The 19,005-nt window shown below is 48.3% G+C and carries 16 protein-coding genes; 7 read left to right on the top strand and 9 right to left on the bottom strand.

Annotation, left to right across the window (positions count from 1 at the left end; genetic code table 11):
- Window positions 1-181 precede the first annotated feature (181 nt).
- The 8 genes from mnmA to ehuB form a co-directional block, all read right to left on the bottom strand.
- Window positions 182-1,315, bottom strand: coding sequence for a tRNA 2-thiouridine(34) synthase MnmA (gene mnmA, locus ACOI06_RS13005; protein ID WP_420663023.1), 1,134 nt, complete (start codon window positions 1,313-1,315; stop codon window positions 182-184).
- Window positions 1,316-1,344: 29 nt separating this feature from the next.
- Window positions 1,345-2,784 carry an FAD-binding oxidoreductase gene (locus ACOI06_RS13010; protein ID WP_420663024.1) on the bottom strand — a complete coding sequence of 480 codons (1,440 nt, stop codon included), beginning with the start codon at window positions 2,782-2,784 and terminating at the stop codon, window positions 1,345-1,347.
- A 7-nt stretch (window positions 2,785-2,791) separates the two neighbouring features.
- Complete coding sequence (gene aroG / locus ACOI06_RS13015) at window positions 2,792-3,889, bottom strand: 3-deoxy-7-phosphoheptulonate synthase AroG (protein ID WP_420663025.1); 1,098 nt, start codon at window positions 3,887-3,889, stop codon at window positions 2,792-2,794.
- Between the two features lie 291 nt (window positions 3,890-4,180).
- Entirely contained in the window at window positions 4,181-5,632 is a 1,452-nt protein-coding gene (gene tldD, locus ACOI06_RS13020; RefSeq protein ID WP_420663026.1) for a metalloprotease TldD, read from the bottom strand.
- 128 nt (window positions 5,633-5,760) lie between these two features.
- A complete protein-coding gene (gene ehuA, locus ACOI06_RS13025) occupies window positions 5,761-6,555 on the bottom strand; it encodes an ectoine/hydroxyectoine ABC transporter ATP-binding protein EhuA (protein ID WP_420663027.1) in 795 nt (264 codons plus the stop codon).
- Window positions 6,556-6,594: 39 nt separating this feature from the next.
- The gene (ehuD, locus tag ACOI06_RS13030; protein WP_420663028.1) at window positions 6,595-7,287 is read right to left on the bottom strand and encodes an ectoine/hydroxyectoine ABC transporter permease subunit EhuD; all 693 of its coding nucleotides are present in this window, start codon (window positions 7,285-7,287) and stop codon (window positions 6,595-6,597) included.
- A gap of 2 nt (window positions 7,288-7,289) precedes the next feature.
- Window positions 7,290-7,961 carry an ectoine/hydroxyectoine ABC transporter permease subunit EhuC gene (gene ehuC, locus ACOI06_RS13035; RefSeq protein ID WP_420663029.1) on the bottom strand — a complete coding sequence of 224 codons (672 nt, stop codon included), beginning with the start codon at window positions 7,959-7,961 and terminating at the stop codon, window positions 7,290-7,292.
- 9 nt (window positions 7,962-7,970) lie between these two features.
- The gene (ehuB, locus tag ACOI06_RS13040) at window positions 7,971-8,825 is read right to left on the bottom strand and encodes an ectoine/hydroxyectoine ABC transporter substrate-binding protein EhuB (protein WP_420663030.1); all 855 of its coding nucleotides are present in this window, start codon (window positions 8,823-8,825) and stop codon (window positions 7,971-7,973) included.
- Between the two features lie 1,019 nt (window positions 8,826-9,844).
- Here ehuB and ACOI06_RS13045 point away from each other — a divergent pair.
- The 3 genes from ACOI06_RS13045 (at window position 9,845) to ACOI06_RS13055 (ending at window position 14,207) form a co-directional block, all read left to right on the top strand.
- Window positions 9,845-10,216, top strand: coding sequence for an H-NS family nucleoid-associated regulatory protein (locus tag ACOI06_RS13045; protein WP_420663031.1), 372 nt, complete (start codon window positions 9,845-9,847; stop codon window positions 10,214-10,216).
- Window positions 10,217-10,427: 211 nt separating this feature from the next.
- Entirely contained in the window at window positions 10,428-13,112 is a 2,685-nt protein-coding gene (pepN, locus tag ACOI06_RS13050; protein ID WP_420663032.1) for an aminopeptidase N, read from the top strand.
- A 69-nt stretch (window positions 13,113-13,181) separates the two neighbouring features.
- On the top strand, window positions 13,182-14,207 hold the full coding sequence (locus tag ACOI06_RS13055) for a class 1 fructose-bisphosphatase (RefSeq protein ID WP_420663033.1): 1,026 nt from the start codon (window positions 13,182-13,184) through the stop codon (window positions 14,205-14,207).
- A 95-nt stretch (window positions 14,208-14,302) separates the two neighbouring features.
- Here ACOI06_RS13055 and ACOI06_RS13060 read toward each other — a convergent pair whose 3' ends face one another.
- The gene (locus ACOI06_RS13060; RefSeq protein ID WP_420663034.1) at window positions 14,303-15,289 is read right to left on the bottom strand and encodes a quinone oxidoreductase family protein; all 987 of its coding nucleotides are present in this window, start codon (window positions 15,287-15,289) and stop codon (window positions 14,303-14,305) included.
- A gap of 173 nt (window positions 15,290-15,462) precedes the next feature.
- On the opposite strand from ACOI06_RS13060, the gene ACOI06_RS13065 reads away from it, so the two are divergent.
- From ACOI06_RS13065 to nadD, 4 genes are read left to right on the top strand one after another with little or no spacing between them, the layout of a single operon-like run.
- The gene (locus ACOI06_RS13065) at window positions 15,463-16,200 is read left to right on the top strand and encodes a YebC/PmpR family DNA-binding transcriptional regulator (RefSeq protein WP_420663035.1); all 738 of its coding nucleotides are present in this window, start codon (window positions 15,463-15,465) and stop codon (window positions 16,198-16,200) included.
- Window positions 16,201-16,205: 5 nt separating this feature from the next.
- Window positions 16,206-17,486, top strand: a complete 1,281-nt coding sequence (gene purD / locus ACOI06_RS13070; protein ID WP_420663036.1) for a phosphoribosylamine--glycine ligase — start codon at window positions 16,206-16,208, stop codon at window positions 17,484-17,486.
- Window positions 17,483-18,412 carry an oxygen-dependent coproporphyrinogen oxidase gene (hemF, locus tag ACOI06_RS13075; RefSeq protein WP_420663037.1) on the top strand — a complete coding sequence of 310 codons (930 nt, stop codon included), beginning with the start codon at window positions 17,483-17,485 and terminating at the stop codon, window positions 18,410-18,412. The genes purD and hemF overlap by 4 nt, the downstream gene beginning before the upstream one ends.
- Window positions 18,403-18,996 carry a nicotinate-nucleotide adenylyltransferase gene (nadD, locus tag ACOI06_RS13080; protein ID WP_420663038.1) on the top strand — a complete coding sequence of 198 codons (594 nt, stop codon included), beginning with the start codon at window positions 18,403-18,405 and terminating at the stop codon, window positions 18,994-18,996. The genes hemF and nadD overlap by 10 nt, the downstream gene beginning before the upstream one ends.
- Window positions 18,997-19,005: the final 9 nt, after the last annotated feature.

Genomic DNA, 19,005 nt, shown 5'->3' on the forward strand with positions numbered 1-19,005 from the left:
CTCCTTCGTTTGTGACCTAGGAAATTAAATATCAAAATCTTATTTCGATCTTTAAAACTGCAGATTCAGGCTACCATACGGCCGCACTGACCCCATAAATCACAGTTCTCTTAAAAAGGATGAACGGCGAGTCTTAATAACAAATAAAAACAACCTGCTTAACAAACGCAAGTGATCGTCATCAGTGATCAAACGATTCGATAATCCCACCACCCAAACACACATCCCCGTGATACAGCACGCACGACTGACCTGGCGTGACTGCCCACTGAGGACTGTCAAACGCAACCGTCATCTGATTATCTTGCGGTCCAACAATCAACTGCGCGGGTGCATCGGTCTGACGATAACGAGTTTTAGCACCTAGACCCTGTAAGACATCAGGAAATTGTCCCGCAACCCAGCTTAAATCAGTCGCCTGTAAACTTTTAGCCAACAACCACGGATGATCGTGATCGGGCACCACGTACAGCGTATTCGTTGCCATTTCTTTTTTAGCGACATACCACGTCGGGCCACTGCCATCAGGACGCTGATACTGCTTCACACCCCCAATACCCAAGCCCTTACGCTGTCCGATCGTATAAAAGGCCAAGCCATGATGCTCGCCAACTTTTTCACCTCGGTCAGTCAAGATGGGACCCGGATCACTGTGCAAATACTGATTAAGGAAGGCTCGAAACGGACGTTCACCAATAAAACAAATTCCAGTCGAGTCTTTTTTAGCAGCATTGGGTAGACCAATTTCAGTCGCCAAGGCTCTCACTTCGTGCTTTGTGATTTCGCCCAATGGAAACCGCGTACGCGCCAGTTGCTGTTGATTCAATCGGTGCAGAAAATAGCTTTGATCTTTGGTCAGATCCACCGCCTTCAGGAGTTCAAACCGTTGATCATCCGTAGGGGCCCTGCGCACCCTGGCATAGTGCCCAGTGGCAATCAACTCCGCACCCAAAGACATGGCATGATCCAGAAACGCTTTGAATTTAATTTCTGCGTTACAAAGCACATCCGGATTGGGTGTACGCCCTGCGGAATACTCCGTCAGAAACGCGCTAAAAACGCGTTCTTTATATTCCGCTGAAAAGTTGACCGCCTCAATATCGATTCCAATCAAATCAGCCACACTGGCAGCGTCCAACCAATCCTGACGACTTGAGCAATACTCACTATCGTCGTCATCTTCCCAGTTCTTCATGAATAGGCCAATCACATGGTAGCCCTGTTGCTTAAGCAGCCAGGCACTCACCGATGAATCCACGCCACCGGACAGACCAATCACAATGGTCTGTCCTTTTCCGATTTGTTCTATGTTCATGAAACGATTTTACTGTAAGCCGGTATCGCTTAAATGATTGAAGATCCGTGATCGGGTAAGATTTTCCCGGGGTTCATGATGTTGCCTGGATCAAGTGCCTGCTTGAGTGAACGCATCATCGCAACAGCCTCTTGCCCATGCTCACGCATTAAGAACTGACGTTTGTGAAGGCCCACACCATGTTCACCGGTACACGTGCCATCCGCATCCAAGGCGATACCGACAATTTTTGAATTCACTTCTTCAGACAAGGCCCATTCAGCCGGATCATCAGGATCCAGCATCATCAACACATGAAAATTACCATCCCCCACATGCCCCACAATTGTGGTTGGAAACGGCACTGTTTCTAACAATGCGTTGGTTTTAGCCACACATTCCGCTAACCGTGAGATAGGCACACACACGTCAGTTGTGCTCGCGCGACAGCCTGGACGCAATTGGAGTCCCGCAAAGTATGCATGATGTCGAGCAGTCCAGAGACGCGAACGATCTTCAGGCCGATGCGCCCATTCAAAACCCATGCCTTCGTGTGAGCGCGTAATGTCTTGAACAGTCTGTGCCTGTTCTTGAACACCTGCCTCACTCCCATGGAACTCAAACAATAAGAGTGGCGTCTCACGCAAACCTAGCTTGCTATAGAGGTTTGTCGCGCGTACCGCTTGGGTGTCCATCAACTCAACCCGAGCGATGGGTATTCCCATCTGAATAATTTCGATCACACTGGCAACCGCCTGATCGACTGTGGGGAAATGACAAACCGCTGCACTAACGGCTTCCGGTTGCGGATAGAGTCGGACGGTCACTTCGGTGATCACACCTAAAGTACCTTCACTACCGACAAACAAACCAGTTAAGTCGTAGCCTGCAGATGATTTACGGGCACGACTCGATGTGCGCAAAACCTCACCTTGTGAAGTCACCACCTCGAGCGACAACACGTTGTCACGCATCGTTCCATAGCGCACTGCATTCGTGCCAGAAGCCCGCGTACTGGCCATGCCACCAATTGACGCATTGGCCCCTGGATCAATCGGAAAGAACAAACCTGTTTCACGCAAATGTGCATTTAACGCTTCTCGAGTCACACCAGGCTGCACAGTGGCAGTGAGATCTTCGGTATGAACCGCCAAGATCTGATCCATACGACTCACATCGAGTGCAATCCCGCCTTGCACAGCCAGCACGTGACCTTCTAGTGAAGAGCCTACACCGTAAGGAATCACGGGCACCCCAAAATCTGAACAGGTTTTGACGGTCAACACCACATCGTCACGAGATTGCGCCATGACGACTGCTTGCGGTGGCATATCCGGATAGGCAGACTCATCGCGTCCATGATGCGCACGAACCGCCATCGACTCGGTAAACCGATCACCTAGTCCCTGCCGAAGTCGGTCAACAAGCATCGGGGGCAGTGGCTGTCGAATCATTTGTTGAATCGTTGTGGTTCGTTTCGTATCATTCATTGCGATCTCATTTTCCTGAAGTTGCGACGACCCGTCGACGCTCACGCACTGCCTGAGCCAAGTCCTCCAGCACTTTCTCTGAAGTTTCCCAGTCAATGCAACCATCAGTCACGCTTTGTCCGTAAGTCAATGGCTGACCGGGCACCAGATCCTGACGACCACCCACCAGATGGCTTTCAATCATCAGTCCCACAATGCGTGTATCACCGGCTTCCATTTGGGCAGCGACTTCACGACAAACCATCGGTTGATTCTCTGGTTTCTTGCTGCTATTCGCGTGGCTAGTATCAATCATAATACGTTGCGCCAGTCCCGCACTCGCCAACTCCTCACCCGCTTGCTGAACGCTGGCGGCATCGTAGTTCGGTGCTTTACCGCCACGCAGAATAATATGGCAATCTTCGTTACCGTTAGTAGAAACAATGGCTGAATGGCCACCTTTAGTGACCGACAAGAAATGGTGAGGCTGTGAAGCCGCTTTAATGGCATCCACAGCAATCCGCATACTGCCGCCTGTGCCGTTTTTGAATCCCATTGGACACGACATGCCAGACGCCAATTCACGGTGCACTTGGCTTTCTGTCGTCCGAGCACCAATTGCGCCCCAAGAAACCAGATCCGCAATGTACTGGGGTGTGATCATGTCCAGAAACTCACATCCTGCTGGCATACCCTTTTCATTGATGCTGAGCAACAACTCACGGGCAATGCGCAAACCTTTATTAATCTGGAAACTGCCATCCAGATCAGGGTCATTGATCAAACCTTTCCAGCCAACCGTGGTTCGAGGCTTTTCAAAGTACACACGCATCACGATCTCAAGATCCCCTTTCAAACGATCGCGGACCACTTTGAGGCGATCTGCGTACTCTAGCGCCGCTTTTGTATCGTGAATAGAGCAAGGCCCAATCACGACGATCAGGCGGTCATCCATGCCGTGCAAAATTCGGTGAATTGACTCTCGAGTGTCATGAACTAAAGCGCTAACCTCATTTGAAATCTGAAACTCACGCATGGCATGCGAGGGGGGTGAGAGTTCTTTGATCTCTCGGATTCGCGTGTCATCCGTGTTTCTTAAGGCGGTTTGTGCAGTCTGCGTATTCATTGTTTTGATCTCTTGCTTATAAAAGTTAATGATTTGTTGCCATGTCAGGCCAGCAGTGTGTAAAAAAAAACCGCCAGCTTGGGCTGGCGGTTTCTGGATTATCCTGATGATTCATTCGGCACTGCGCATCCGTCCTTCCGCCATTTTGGGTGGAAAGCCATAAAAATAAAAAAAGAATGCGTTTGCGAATGAGTTCATGAGAAACAATCTACCACAAAAAAACAGTGTTGTTGCAAGCTTTTTCTAAAAAACTGTGTTTTGTTTGCAACAAACAGAATTTCAAATACTTCTTCAGGCGGTTCCACCAACGGTCAAACCATCAATACGGATCGTTGGCATACCCACCCCTACAGGCACGCTTTGCCCTTCTTTGCCACATGTACCGACACCGCTATCTAGACTCATGTCATGTCCAATCATGCTGACATTGCGCAATGCTTGAGGACCGTGACCGATCAACGTAGCTCCTTTAACCGGATAGGTCACCTTGCCATCTTCAATCATGTAGGCTTCTGAAGCAGAAAAAACAAACTTTCCGCTGGTTATGTCCACTTGACCACCGCCAAAGTTAACCGCATACAAACCCCGTTTCACGGATGAGAGGATTTCAGCCTTATCGTGCTGACCTGCGAGCATATAAGTATTAGTCATGCGTGGCAGGGGCAAATGTGCATACGACTGGCGTCGACCATTGCCAGTAACTACAGTTTTCATAAGACGCGCATTTAAGCTGTCTTGCATATACCCTTGCAAAATGCCATCTTCAATCAGAACGTTGCACTGTGTTGCATTACCCTCATCATCAACATTTAACGAGCCGCGACGTCCTTCCAAGGTGCCGTCATCAACCACTGTCACACCGGGTGATGCCACACGTTGCCCAATTAAACCTGAGAAAGCACTCGATCCTTTACGGTTAAAGTCACCTTCTAATCCATGACCAACCGCTTCATGCAGCAAAATACCTGGCCAGCCTGAGCCCAGCACGACCGTCATCTCACCCGCAGGTGCGGGTCTAGCCTCAAGATTGGTGGTCGCTTCATGCACGGCACGAGCCACATAGTTCTCGAGGATTTCATCACTGAAATAGGACAAGTCATGACGACCGCCACCACCAGCGTGACCCATTTCACGACGATCACCTTCTTGCGCAATCACGGTCAAAGACAAACGCACTAAAGGCCGCACATCGGCTGCACGACGTCCATCGCTATTGACGACGAGCACAACGTCATACTCCATGCCTAATCCAGCCATGACCTGAACCACCCGACTATCTCGTGCGCGGGCCATCTTCTCCAAGCGTTCTAACAGTTGAACTTTCTGCTCAGGTTTCAGTGTACTAACTGGATCAAAAGCGCCATAGAGTGCTTTAGGCATCACATCTTGCACGGCAATCTGGATTTGCCGTGATTGTCCGGCTCGGCCAATTTCACGAACTGCACGGGCACTTTCTAACAAAGAGGCATTCGACAAAGCATCTGAATAGGCAAATGCAGTTTTCTCACCGGAGATCGCCCGAACACCAACCCCTTGATCAATCGAGAAATTACCCGTTTTGACAATGCCCTCTTCCAAGCTCCAACCTTCATTGCGGGTGTACTGGAAATACAAATCGGCATAATCGACGTGATGGTGCAAGATTTCATCCATCGCGCGTTCTAAATGGTGGAAATTCAGTTCTGCGGGCTGCAGCAGTAACGATTCAGCACACTGTAAGGGATCATTCAATGCAAGACTCATAGGACGATTTTGTTCCTTTATATGTCGTCAAATCGGCACCGACCATTGGCACCAGAAAAGCAATTCAGTCTCACATTGTCCCACATCCTAACCGTCAAACCACCAGTTTCCTACTCGTGCATTACGGATCAACTCACAGAACTTAAAAATTGTTGTGTACGTTCCATCTGCGGATTTCCAAAGATGGCCTCAGGTGTCCCCTGCTCCACGATGACCCCTTTATCAAAGAAACAGATGCGATCAGAAAACTGGCGTGCGAACTCCATTTCATGCGTGACCATGAGCATGGTTAACGAGTGCTCTTGCGATAAGCGCGTAATGATATTGAGCACTTCGCCTACCAACTCAGGATCTAGGGCCGATGTGGGCTCATCAAACAACATAATCTTCGGATGCATGGCCAGTGCACGGGCAATGGCCACCCGCTGCTGTTGACCCCCAGAGAGCTGTCCAGGGAATTTATCCGCATGATCGATCATGCCCACCAAATCAAGATAGGTTTGTGCGCGTTTCAGGGCTTTTGCTTTGCTAAGCCCCAACACATGAATCGGAGCCTCGGTCACATTACGCATGACCGTCATATGTGGAAACAAATTAAATTGCTGAAAAACCATCCCCATTTTTTTACGCATACTTCGCAGATGACCTTCGCTCGCGGGCACAATTTGACCATCCCGCTCTTCGTGCCACAAAGGCTGTCCATCCACCCAGATCAACCCTTCACTAATCGTCTCAAGCGTCATTAAGATGCGTAATACTGTGGACTTACCGGATCCCGAAGAGCCAATAATGGTGACTTTCTCACCTTTCGCCACTTCAAAATCCAGATGATCCAGGACAACTAGATCACCATAACGCTTCACAACTTGCTTCATCTGAATAGCCAAACCAGCTTGGCTATCATCCTCGGAATCAATCAACATCGCTTTATTCATCATTCTTTATATTTGTCTGTTGGCAACCTAACGCAGTGGAATGCCCTGTTTAGGCAAGCGGTTATCGGCATAGCGCACGATCGCCGAAGCAACCAGTGTCATGATGAGATACAAGATTCCCACCATTGTTAAAGGCACCATGTAATTGAATGTCCTGTCTCCAATAATGCGTGCAACGCTCAGCATCTCCAAAACAGAAACGACCGACAAAACCGGTACATCCTTCATAATGGACACCAAGTAGTTACCCAGGGCAGGAATAATGCGTGGGATGGCTTGCGGCATGATGATGACGGCAAACGTGCGCAATGGTGTGATATCCAATGCACGAGCGGCTTCAGTTTGCCCATGACTAATGGAATCAATTCCCGCACGATAAACTTCTGACATATAAGCGCTGTACTGAATTCCCAACGCCAATGCACCTGTCAAAAATGCAGGTAGCACCAAGCCGTAATCTGGCAACACGTAATACAGAAAAAACAGTTGTACCAACAGTGGCGTATCCCGTAAAAACTCAGTCAACACCGTGGCCGGCCACGCAATCAGTTTGAAACGCACGCTTTTAAGTGCGGCAAATAACAAACCCAGTAGCGCCCCAACGACAAAACCCAACAAGGTCGCCTGAATCGTCACCACCATGCCTTTGAGCAAAATCGGCAAAATCGACCAAGCAAAGACCCAGTCATTAGCTGTATCCCATTGAATCCCAAACAGCATCTTCAGCCTCCTCGAAAGCGCCAGCGGCTGACGTACTTCTCGAGCAATCGCATTAGCAGCGTAATCACCAGGGCCATGCCGAAGTACATAAAGAGCAGCAGGGTGTAAATAGACGTGCTGTCTTGCGTTATATTGCGCAATCTTTCTGCCTGAAATGCCATATCACTCAAGCCAATCAGTGAAACGAGCGCTGTGTCTTTCAGATTCTGTATCGCCAGATTCCCAAAGCTGGGCATCATTTCAGGAATTGCCTGCGGAATTGCAATGCGCCAAAGGGTTTGTCGCGGTGTGAAATCCAGTGCCAAAGCGGCTTCATATTGGTTGTGCGATACCGCTTGAATTGCACCTCGCACCACTTCGGCACCATAAGCACCAATATTAAGACTTAAGGCCAACGTACCCGCTACGATCAAAGGCAAGCTCAGATTGACACCAATCATCTGACCCACAATCGGTAATGCAAACACCAGCCAAAAGAGTTGTACAAGCAATGAAGTGCCTCGAAACACTTCAATTATGCTGACAGACAGCCAACGAATCGCTGTTGTATTCGAGAGGCGACCGACCCCAAACAGAAAGGAAAACAGCGCACCCAGTACGGTGGAATACACCGTGAGCTCCACGGTCACCCGAACCCCCTGTAGCAGAGGGTCGAGGTAATTGATCCAGTTCATAATGTTGGCTTACTGCTCACACAGTTGGGCAGTTGTACGCTCAAACGATTCAGAGACGTCCTCATCCGAAAAGCCGTAACCTGTCAAAATCTCTTTCCAGGCAGGTGTTTTCTTAAAGTCGATAAGCACTTCATTGACAGCATCGCGCAGGCTTTCTGAGTTCTTAGAAAACGCAAAGGCACCCCAGCTACGAACAACTTCACCGTCAACGACCGGATCAACAAAATCTTCAGCTGCTTGAACCTTGTCACTTTTTGTGGCTAATCCGCCCACTGTGAGGCTTGTTGCCGCGTACGCATCGGCTCTGCCAGTTGAAACAGTTGAGATTGCATCGGAGTTGCTTGCCAGCGTCACGATCTGTGCTTCAGGCACATTCATTGCCTGCAACATCTCGAGTTGATCGGCACCGGCCATAATGGCGACCTTTAAGCCTGAAGTCGCAAAGCTTTCAAAATCATGGATGTTTTTAGGATTACCTGTGGGCACCAAAAGGCCTTCACCGTATGAACTATTGGGTTCGGAATAAATAATTTGCTGACAACGTTGTGGCAGAACCGCCATTTCGGCCGCCACCATATCGAATCGATCTGCTTGCAAACCTGGAATCAATGAACCAAAGTTGGTTGTCACCCATTCGATTTTTTCAATACCCAGTGCTTTTGCAATTTGTTTGGCAACATCAGGACCCGCACCACGGGCTTGGCCATCAAGATCCATATAACCGTAGGGGATTTCGTTCGCCACGGCGACTCTGAGTACACCGTTCTTCTTAACGGTTTCTAAATCGGCTGCTTGTGTTGTCATTCCAGCAGCAGTAACACACAACGTGCCTGCCAGAATGAAAGATTTGATTGTCAGATTCATGCTTACTCCTTTGCTTCTTATTGAAATAGGTCTGGCAGTCATCAGTGACTCAAGCTTTGTACAGCACACACTCCAGTAATAAAAAACCACTCAGACATTCTCACGAATTGAAAAAAATGGTAACACAACAATTAATCTGAAAATTTACAAATTTAATTAACTCATTTCATTATTAAAAATAACTAATGACATACAAAACAGTATTAAAAAAGATAATAATTAAACTCCGGAAATATTAAGCGCGCTATGCGCGCGCGTTACATATCAAATTTTTATTACAAAATCAAATTGCTCAAAAATAAGGCTTTTCATTAAAAATAAAGGGGTTTTCCCCTAGGCATCACATACAAACAACACTTGACTATCTGATTACGATCAATTAACGAAACTCATCAAATGGCACACACAATCAACAACTAGTCTTTAAAGTTCAATTTTCAAACATTCGAAATTTTAAATAAAAAAAACTAAATTTAAAATAAACAATTTATTATTAATTTGATAAAAAAAATCACATAACATATTAAATATTCATATTCATTTTTTCATTTACTGCCAACTTCAAAAATCTGTTTTTGATTAGCTATGTTCAAAAAAACCATGTGCGCTCATCGTAGACATTCATGAAACATTTCCATAAGGTGTTATCAGTTACCTTCAAATTCCAGTCACTTTCAATTTATTCATAATGTGATTCATCTTAATTGAATTGCAGAAACCCCTTTAAACACCTCACAATCCTTTAGTCATATTCACTAGTTACTTATTTCACTTAATGCCAAGAAGTTTGTTTATTAACAACAGGTTAAATTATTCAATAACAGCTCAATTACCTTTCCAACAAGCTTCTAAATCTGATTCGTATTAATACCGATTCAAATAAATTTCGTTTAAATGTTTCAGAAAATCTATTTTCAAGATACAATTTGTCGAACATTTCTATTAAAGCGTTCGGCAACACAAAGCTGAACAATCTTTTAGAAAACAAATTAAACCGATATCACCTAAAGGCAATATCAATGACTATGACTAACTTTGCAGCAAAAAAAGCAAAGATACAAAGGGAAATGGACAAACTGCAAAAGCAGATTGAGCAGCTGGAACAAAAAAACCGTAAGCCTGCGATCGCTTCAATCTTGCGCACAATGCGTGAGTTTGACATTACCCCCGAGGAAATTGCCCAGGCATTTGCGAAAGGCAAACCTGGTCGCGCTGCTTCCCAAAGAACCGCAACCAAACGCGCACCGGTACCGCCAAAATATCGCCATCCCGATTCTGGTATGACCTGGACAGGGCGTGGACGCACACCCATCTGGCTGGTTAACGAAGAAAAAGCAGGTCGCTCACGCGAGGAGTTTCTGATTGAGAAACCGACCGACGCACCTGCTTAAGACACGTTAGCACCGGCTATCCATAGTGAGCATGATGAGATCAAAAACTTATCATGCTCTTCTTTTTATTGGGTCTTTTCGTTAGTTTTTTCATTAAGTTTTGATCCGCTTGTCTATTCATAATTCACGTGTCTCTTTAAAGGCTCAGACACGGTTTGTGCTCGCCATGCGTACAATACAGTCAAACACTGATTAATCTCATTAAATTTGTATGACCGTTCAACGCACAGACTACCAACCCTACCCTTACTCTTTATCTCAGGTCGATCTCACATTTGATCTTGAACCTTCGCATACAACCGTGGTGTGCCAGTTTCAGGCTGAGTATAAAAACCCTTCTGACACCATTAAACAGTCGCTCACTCTAGATGGCGATGAATTAAATCTAACTGCCCTGCGAGTCGATGGCATTGATTGGTTGGACTATACGTTTAATGATGATCGCAGCTTATTGCAAATTCATAACTTACCGACTCAATGCCAAATAGAAATTCACAACAGCCTAAACCCTTCTGAAAACCATGCACTGATGGGTTTATACGCCTCTGGTCAGAACCTACTGACTCAATGTGAAGCACAAGGTATGCGTCGCATCTGCTGGTTTGCCGATCGCCCTGATGTCATGGCCACTTATCGCGTGACCTTAAAAGCGTGTCAAACACGTTATCCGACCCTTTTATCGAATGGCAATTTGATTAAGGAAGCCTCTCTCGAATCGGGTCGACACCTGTGTGTTTGGGAAGACCCATTCCCAAAGCCTTCTTATCTATTTGCCTTGGTCGCAGGTCGTTTTGATTGTCGCGAGCAATCTCTTAAAATCAAAAGCGGCCGTGACGTCTTATTACAAATCTATAGTGACCCGGGCACACTCGACCGTACGGAGTGGGCCATGGAAAGCCTCATCCGTTCAATTCGATGGGATGAGTCGCGCTTTAACCTTGAACTAGATCTGGATCGCTTCATGATTGTTGCAGTGAGCGACTTTAATATGGGCGCTATGGAAAACAAAGGGCTCAACGTATTTAATGACGCCTACGTTCTAGCCAACCCTCGAACCGCGACAGACACGAATTACCGAAACATCGAAGCCGTCATTGGTCATGAGTATTTCCATAATTGGACCGGCAACCGCGTCACGTGCCGTGACTGGTTCCAGCTCAGTCTCAAAGAAGGTTTGACGGTTTTTAGAGATCAAGAATTTACAGCCGATATGTTGGCACAGGGATTAGATGCACAACGCGCCGCGAGCGCACGCGCCATCAAGCGCATCGATGATGTCACCGTCCTTCGCAACAGCCAGTTTCCCGAAGATTCCGGGCCCATGGCACACCCCGTGCGTCCACAAAGCTACGAAGAAATCAGCAACTTCTATACGGCCACTATTTATGAGAAAGGCGCAGAACTGATTCGGATGTTGCACACTCTGCTAGGCGAAACCACGTTTCAGGTGGGTACCCAACTGTATTTTGAGCGCCACGATGGCCAAGCTGTCACCTGCGAAGACTGGGTCAACGCTTTAGAAGATGCTTGGAAGTTACAAGACTCTTCCAGATCATTGAGACAATTTATGCGTTGGTACGATCAAGCGGGCACCCCAACCGTGCACGTCACAATTGAATCTACGGATCAAACAAATCAAGTTCGTATCACACTGACACAAAGCAATCCACCCGTTGGCATTGAACGCACTGCATCGCTGGAAAAACCTCCCCTACATATCCCATTTGCCATTGGTGCGATCGAACCCGATGGTCAAGCCTTAACCTTACGCTGTGAAGGCCAGACTGACACAACCATTTTGTTGGAACTCACGCAAACAACCCAGTCTTGGCTTATCGATGACTGGACCCAAAATGCATTGCCCTCACTCTTAAGAGATTTCAGTGCACCCGTGCGCATTGAGTACTGCTATGATGACCGCACTTTGCATCATCTCGCTAGGCACGATGCCAACGCGTTTGCACGCTGGCAAGCCATGCAGGATTTGCTGTCGCGCACAATTCTGAATTCGCTCACCAACCCCCAAGCCTCTGAAACAGAACATGCATCACTGGTTGAAACACTGAGTGCTGTATTACAAGACGACCAGATTGACGAAGGCTACCGTGCCCGTTTGCTGCAACTACCCAAAGATGCTTACCTGTTGCAACTCATGGATGAGATAGATCCGGTCGGTGTTGCACAAGCCAAAATCGATCTTATTAAACAGTTGGGGACAGCCTTGGCACCCCAACTTCTCAAACTTATTACTGATCTTCAGCCACAACCTGGGCAACCCTTTGATCCCGGTGCCGTCGCTGCAGGCCGGCGCGACATGTATAACCTAGCACTCAGTTGGTTATGTAGCGCAGCACATCCTGAAGCATTGTCGTTGACACAAACGCAATACACCCAGGCTGACAACATGACCTTGCAATTCGGTGCTTTACAAGCATTGTTTCTACATCCCACCGCCAAAGCGCAGGCCAAGCAACATGCAGATGCGTTTTATGCACAATTCCAAGATGATCCACTCGTCATTGATAAGTGGTTTGCATTACAAGCCACTGCCCCCGGCACGACGGTCAATGACATCCGCACATTGATGCAACATCCTGCCTATAACGCCAGAAACCCAAATAGGATTCGTGCGCTCGTATTTCAGTTTTGTATCAACAATCCGCTGGGCTTTCATAGCCAAGACGGAAGCGGTTACGCATTCTGGACTGAACAGGTCTGCACGCTGGACAAAGACAACCCAGAAATTGCGGCTCGTTTTGCGCGACTCATGGATCACTGGAGAGGCCATACGCCCAAAGTGGCACAAGCCATGCAAGCGGCATTAGAAAAGGTGAACATTCATCCTAAACTATCGCCTAACACACGTGAGATTGTTCAAAAAGCACTAGAACTGTAAACGTCCACAATACATATGCGGGCAGACTCATCACAGTTGCCCTTTGATCAACTTTTAAAAGCATCCACCATGAAACAGAAAAAAACCTCATTAACCCAGTATCTCATTGAAAAACAACGAACCGATCATGCATTACCGGCTGAATTACGCCTACTGATTGAAATTGTCTCGCGTGCCTGTAAAACTATTAGCCATGCCGTCAGTAAAGGTGCGCTGGGTGGTGTTTTAGGCAGCCTCGGCAGTGAAAACGTTCAAGGTGAAGTTCAGAAAAAACTTGACGTGATTTCCAATGAAGTCTTATTGGAAGCCAACGAATGGGGTGGTCATCTGGCTGCCATGGCTTCCGAAGAAATGGAAGCGATTTATGTCATTCCTAACCGCTATCCCAAAGGTGAATACCTACTGCTATTTGATCCACTCGATGGTTCATCCAACGTCGATGTGAACGTTTCGATTGGTACTATTTTCTCAGTTATTAAAGCGCCTTCTGATGTCGCCGGCCGCGAGCATATTTGTGAAGAAGACTTCCTGCAACCAGGTCATACACAAGTTGCGGCAGGTTACGCCATTTACGGTCCACAAACCATGTTAATTCTGACTGTGGGTGAAGGCGTGGTGGGCTTTACGTTAGATCGCGAAATGGGTTCTTGGGTCTTAACCCATGACAACATCACGATCCCTGAGGACACAAGCGAATTTGCAATTAACGCCTCGAACTCACGCCACTGGGAAGCCCCTGTGAGACGCTACATTGATGAATGTCTCGCAGGTACGGAAGGTATTCGTGGCAAAAACTTCAACATGCGTTGGATTGCGTCCATGGTGGCCGATGTCCATCGTTTGCTCATCCGCGGTGGCATTTTTATGTACCCACGTGACGCTAGAGAACCGAATAAACCCGGCAAACTGCGCCTCATGTATGAAGCCAATCCAATGTCATTCTTGGTGGAGCAAGCTGGAGGGATGGCGACCAACGGGCGTGAGCGCATCATGGACATTCAGCCAGAAGGCTTGCATGAACGTGTGGCCGTGGTCATGGGTTCGCGTAATGAAGTTCAACGTGTCACTGACTATCACTTGAGTCCCGAGTCGTAATCATCTGATCAATCAGAAAGCCGCCCAAAGCGATGGAGACTATGCCATGCTTTGGGCGGCTTTAGTTTTAATGCCTGTTTTCAACGAGAAACCGATCAGATCAACGAGAACACACTGGCACCGGTTGTTTGACGACCCGCCAAGGTCTCTTGTGCCAAAGCGGCCTCCTCTAATCGATAGCGTTGATCAATGCGCAAACGAATTTTGCCTGCCAACACCAGTTCAAACAACTCATCTGCAGCGGCTTGCAGTTTCTCAGGGGTATTGGTGTAGGCCCCCAGCACTGGACGAGTCACATAGAGCGACCCTTTTGCTGCCAACGTTCCCAGATTAACGCCTTCAACTGCACCCGATGCATTACCGAAGCTCACCATCAATCCTCTAGGCTGCAAGCAATCGAGCGACATTTCCCAAGTGCTTTTACCGACACTGTCATAAACGACAGGCACTTTCTGACCGTCTGTGAGTTCTAACAAACGAGCCGGTACATCTTCAGTCGTGTAATTGATCATTTCGCTGGCACCATGCTCAAGCGCCAAATCCATTTTCTTCTGCGAGGACGCCGTACCAATCAACCGCACGCCCAAAGCACGAGCCCATTGGCATGCGATCAAACCCACGCCACCTGCGGCGGCATGGAACAGAATCGTCTCACCTTCTTTAAGACGATAGGTCTGACGGAACAAATACTGCACAGTCAGCCCTTTGAGCATCATGGCTGCAGCATCTTCGTAAGAAATACCTTGTGGCAACTTGACCGCTTGAGCAGCTGGCAAATTACGGACATACGCATAGGCTCCGATCGGGCTTTGCCCATAAGCGACACGATCTCCAACTTGGAATCGTGTCACATCCTTACCAACTGCAATGACTTCACCCGCACCTTCAAAACCCAAACCATGCGGCAATGGTGATTTATATAGGCCAGTACGGTAATAAATATCAATAAAATTCAACCCGACAGCATGCTGACGAATGGTAATTTCGTTGGCACTGGGTTCTGGTACAGACACCTCCACCATTTTGAGGACCTCTGGTCCGCCGTGTTGTTCGATCTGAACCGCTTGAGTAAGAATGGACATAGTGACTCCGGATTGAAAAAATAACAACTTACCCCTCAAGATATCCCATGGCGGCAAAAAAAACATCCAGAAAACACCTGATATACACATTGAGACGACAGCAAACGGTCTGACAGGCTAGAATAGGTTGTATTTTCTTATAAATTCTCTAGATAGATAATTGCGAATAAAACATGGCAGGTCATAGTAAATGGGCCAATATTCAGCACCGCAAAGGGCGTCAAGATGCCAAGCGCGGCAAGCTGTGGACAAAAATCATCCGTGAAATTACCGTTGCGGCCAAAGAAGGTGGCGATGACATCGATAGCAATCCACGATTGCGTCTGGCCATCGAGAAAGCCACAGCGGCCAATATGCCCAAAGATAATATTCAGCGCGCCATTCAACGGGGCTCCGGTGGCACGGAAGGCGAAAACTACACTGAAATGCGCTACGAAGGCTATGGCGCTGGTGGTGTGGCCGTTCTGGTTGATACCGTCACCGACAACCATATGCGAACCGTGGCTGAGGTTCGTCACGCGTTTTCTAGAAATGGTGGCAATCTGGGTCAAGATGGCTGCGTTGCTTATCTGTTTCAGCGCTGCGGTCAATTTTACTTTGCACCCGGCACCTCGGAAGATGACATTATGAACATTGCCCTCGAAAACGGGGCGGACGATGTCATTACTGACGAGGAAGAAGGCACCATTGAGGTTTTATGTGAGCCCAACGTCTTTGGTGATTTACAAGCAGCCTTCAAAGAGGCAGCGCTTGAGCCAATTTTAGCGGATGTCGTGATGCGTCCTGAAACCGAAGTCGAAATCGAAGGTGCACAGGCTGAGAGCGTACAAAAACTGATCGATACGCTCGAGTCGCTCGACGATGTACAAGAAGTCTTTACGAACGCCAGTATGCCCAGCGAGGACGAGTAACGCTCATGAAAGTGCTTATCATTGGTTCAGGTGGTCGCGAACACGCCATCGCCTGGCATTTGCTGAAATCACCTAGAGTCTCTCAGGTCTTTGTCGCACCTGGCAATGGCGGAACAGCAACCCACGAAGGTTTATCAAATCTTAATATACAGGCGCCTGAAGAATTAGCAGATTTCGCGAGTCGTGAAGGCATTGGCATGACGGTCGTTGGACCCGAAGCGCCGTTGGCGGCCGGTGTCGTTGATGCATTCAAAGCGCGTGGTCTGGCTATTTTTGGTCCCACCAAAGCCAGTGCGCAGCTCGAGAGCTCCAAAGACTTCGCCAAACAGTTTCTGGTGCGTCATCAAATTCCCACAGCCGCTTATGCGACCTTCGAAGATCCACAAGCAGCGCACGCTTACATCGATCAGCAAGGCGCACCGATTGTGGTGAAAGCCGATGGTTTAGCGGCTGGTAAAGGCGTGGTTGTCGCCATGACCTTAGACGAAGCCCATACAGCTGTTGACGCCATGCTGGGCGACGGGGCTTTGGGCCAAGCCGGCGCTCGCGTTGTGATTGAAGAGTTTCTCACAGGCGAAGAAGCCAGCTTTATTGTGATGGCCGATGGGCAAAATATTCTGCCGTTGGCAAGCAGTCAGGATCACAAACGCTTACTCGATGGAGATCAAGGGCCAAACACAGGTGGCATGGGCGCATACTCCCCTGCTCCCATTGTCAGCCCGGTGATACACGATCGCATCATGCGTGAGGTCATTCAACCTACGATCGAGGGTATGGCCAGTGATGGTCTACCCTACAGCGGCTTTTTGTATGCCGGGGTCATGATTGGCGACGGCGATGACGCCACCAGACCCATTAAAGTGCTCGAATTTAACTGTCGCATGGGTGATCCGGAGACACAGCCGATTTTCTTGCGATTACGCTCTGATTTGCTCGATGCTTTAGAAGCGGCCACACAAGGGCGTTTGAATGAGATCACACTGGATTGGGATCCACGCACTGCTTTAGGTGTTGTGATGGCAAGCGCCAACTACCCGGACACACCACGTACAGGCGACGCAATCACCAATTTGCCACAAAACACCGACACTTGCGTTGTTTTTCATGCGGGCACCACACTGGATGGACAAACTCTACGCACTAGTGGTGGACGTGTCCTGTGCGTCACTGCACTAGCCGATACGGTTGAAGAAGCGAGAGAAGATGCCTACGCAATCGTGGATCAAATTCAGTTTGAGGGGGCACAGTTCCGGCGCGATATCGCCTGGCGTGCACTGAAATCATGAACGCACCACTCAAAGTCGATACGGCCCGCGTCAAAGACTATTTTTTGACACTGCAACAGTCGATCGTGAGCGGTCTTGAGGCACTCGATGGCACGCCCTTTCAGACCGATCGCTGGACGCGTGAGCAAGGTGGTGGCGGTGTTTCTCGCCTCCTTGAAAACGGTCAAGTGTTTGAGCGTGCTGGAGTGCTATTTAGCCATGTGATGGGCGATACATTGCCAGCATCTGCCACGTCACACCGCCCTGCAGTTGCCGGTCGACGTTGGGAAGCCATGGGGGTCTCTCTGGTTTTACATCCAGACAATCCCTTTGTGCCGACCACACACATGAATGTGCGCATGTTCGTCGCCTATGCCCAGCCAGGTAGTGAAGATCACGACATTTTCTGGTTTGGTGGTGGCATGGATTTAACACCCTACTATGTCTTTGAAGAAGATGCCAAACACTTTCATCAAAGCTGCTACGATGCGCTCAATGCACATGACCCAGCACTGTATCCGGCGTACAAAGCTTGGTGTGATGAATATTTCTATTTAAAACACCGACAAGAAACTCGGGGTGTAGGTGGCGTTTTTTTTGATGATCTGAATGAACCAGGCTTTGAAGAGTCGTTTTCGATCACACGCTCAGTCGGTGATGCATTTTTAGGTGCATATCAACCTATCGTCCAAAAGCGACAACAGCTGCCCTTTGAGCCATTGCATAAAGATTTTCAGCACTACCGTCGAGGACGTTACGTTGAGTTCAACCTGGTCTTTGATCGCGGAACTCTCTTTGGACTGCAATCGGGCGGGCGCACAGAATCCATTCTGATGTCCATGCCACCCGTGGTGAACTGGCGCTATGACTGGCACCCGGCACCTGGTTCTGAAGAAGCCAAGCTCTACGAATATCTCACCCCTAAGGACTGGCTTGCATGCGAATAGGGCTTCTCGGTGGCAGCTTTGATCCAATCCACAAGGCGCATGTCGCAGTTGCCTGTGCGGCACTCGACCAACAGCAACTGGATGCGGTTGATCTCATCCCTGCGGGCCAACCTTGGCAAAAACCAACCCTCAAAGCAACCCCTGAACAACGGGCTGAGATGATCGAGTTGGCGATTGCTGGCAAACCTAACTTGCGCTTAAATCAGATTGAATTAGAAAGGTCTGGGGCTACTTACACCATCGACACCCTTGAAATGCTCGATAATGCCCATACGTATTACTGGATACTCGGATCCGATCAGTTAGCGAACTTTTGTAGCTGGCATCGCTGGGAAGACATCGCACAACGTGTCACCTTGCTCGTGGCTGAACGACCCGGCTCTCCACAAACCATTCCTGACGCTTTACAGCAGCGTGTCGCTCAGGGGCTCGCAAAAATACAATCACTACCACTGGAGCCGATGCCAATTTCCGCCAGTGATCTGCGCCAAAAGCTCGCACAAGGTGCGTGTGTCGACGACATGCTTGACCCGCGCGTTGCGCAATACATCAAACAACACAAACTGTATGAAATACAGTCCTAGGAATTAATA

The sequence above is a fragment of the Orrella sp. 11846 genome, from assembly GCF_048820935.1.
Classification (GTDB): domain Bacteria; phylum Pseudomonadota; class Gammaproteobacteria; order Burkholderiales; family Burkholderiaceae_B; genus Algicoccus.

Excerpts from the sequence above, each read along its gene's own strand:
- tldD (WP_420663026.1), bottom strand. The coding sequence starts at position 5,632 with ATGAGTCTTGCATTGAATGATCCCTTACAGTGTGCTGAATCGTTACTG.
- ACOI06_RS13065 (WP_420663035.1), top strand. The coding sequence starts at position 15,463 with ATGGCAGGTCATAGTAAATGGGCCAATATTCAGCACCGCAAAGGGCGT.
- ehuA (WP_420663027.1), bottom strand. The coding sequence starts at position 6,555 with ATGTTGATTGATTCCGAGGATGATAGCCAAGCTGGTTTGGCTATTCAG.
- ACOI06_RS13010 (WP_420663024.1), bottom strand. The coding sequence starts at position 2,784 with ATGAATGATACGAAACGAACCACAACGATTCAACAAATGATTCGACAG.
- ACOI06_RS13055 (WP_420663033.1), top strand. The coding sequence starts at position 13,182 with ATGAAACAGAAAAAAACCTCATTAACCCAGTATCTCATTGAAAAACAA.
- aroG (WP_420663025.1), bottom strand. The coding sequence starts at position 3,889 with ATGAATACGCAGACTGCACAAACCGCCTTAAGAAACACGGATGACACG.
- pepN (WP_420663032.1), top strand. The coding sequence starts at position 10,428 with ATGACCGTTCAACGCACAGACTACCAACCCTACCCTTACTCTTTATCT.
- purD (WP_420663036.1), top strand. The coding sequence starts at position 16,206 with ATGAAAGTGCTTATCATTGGTTCAGGTGGTCGCGAACACGCCATCGCC.
- ehuC (WP_420663029.1), bottom strand. The coding sequence starts at position 7,961 with ATGAACTGGATCAATTACCTCGACCCTCTGCTACAGGGGGTTCGGGTG.
- mnmA (WP_420663023.1), bottom strand. The coding sequence starts at position 1,315 with ATGAACATAGAACAAATCGGAAAAGGACAGACCATTGTGATTGGTCTG.
- ACOI06_RS13060 (WP_420663034.1), bottom strand. The coding sequence starts at position 15,289 with ATGTCCATTCTTACTCAAGCGGTTCAGATCGAACAACACGGCGGACCA.
- ehuD (WP_420663028.1), bottom strand. The coding sequence starts at position 7,287 with ATGCTGTTTGGGATTCAATGGGATACAGCTAATGACTGGGTCTTTGCT.
- ACOI06_RS13045 (WP_420663031.1), top strand. The coding sequence starts at position 9,845 with ATGACTATGACTAACTTTGCAGCAAAAAAAGCAAAGATACAAAGGGAA.
- ehuB (WP_420663030.1), bottom strand. The coding sequence starts at position 8,825 with ATGAATCTGACAATCAAATCTTTCATTCTGGCAGGCACGTTGTGTGTT.
- nadD (WP_420663038.1), top strand. The coding sequence starts at position 18,403 with ATGCGAATAGGGCTTCTCGGTGGCAGCTTTGATCCAATCCACAAGGCG.
- hemF (WP_420663037.1), top strand. The coding sequence starts at position 17,483 with ATGAACGCACCACTCAAAGTCGATACGGCCCGCGTCAAAGACTATTTT.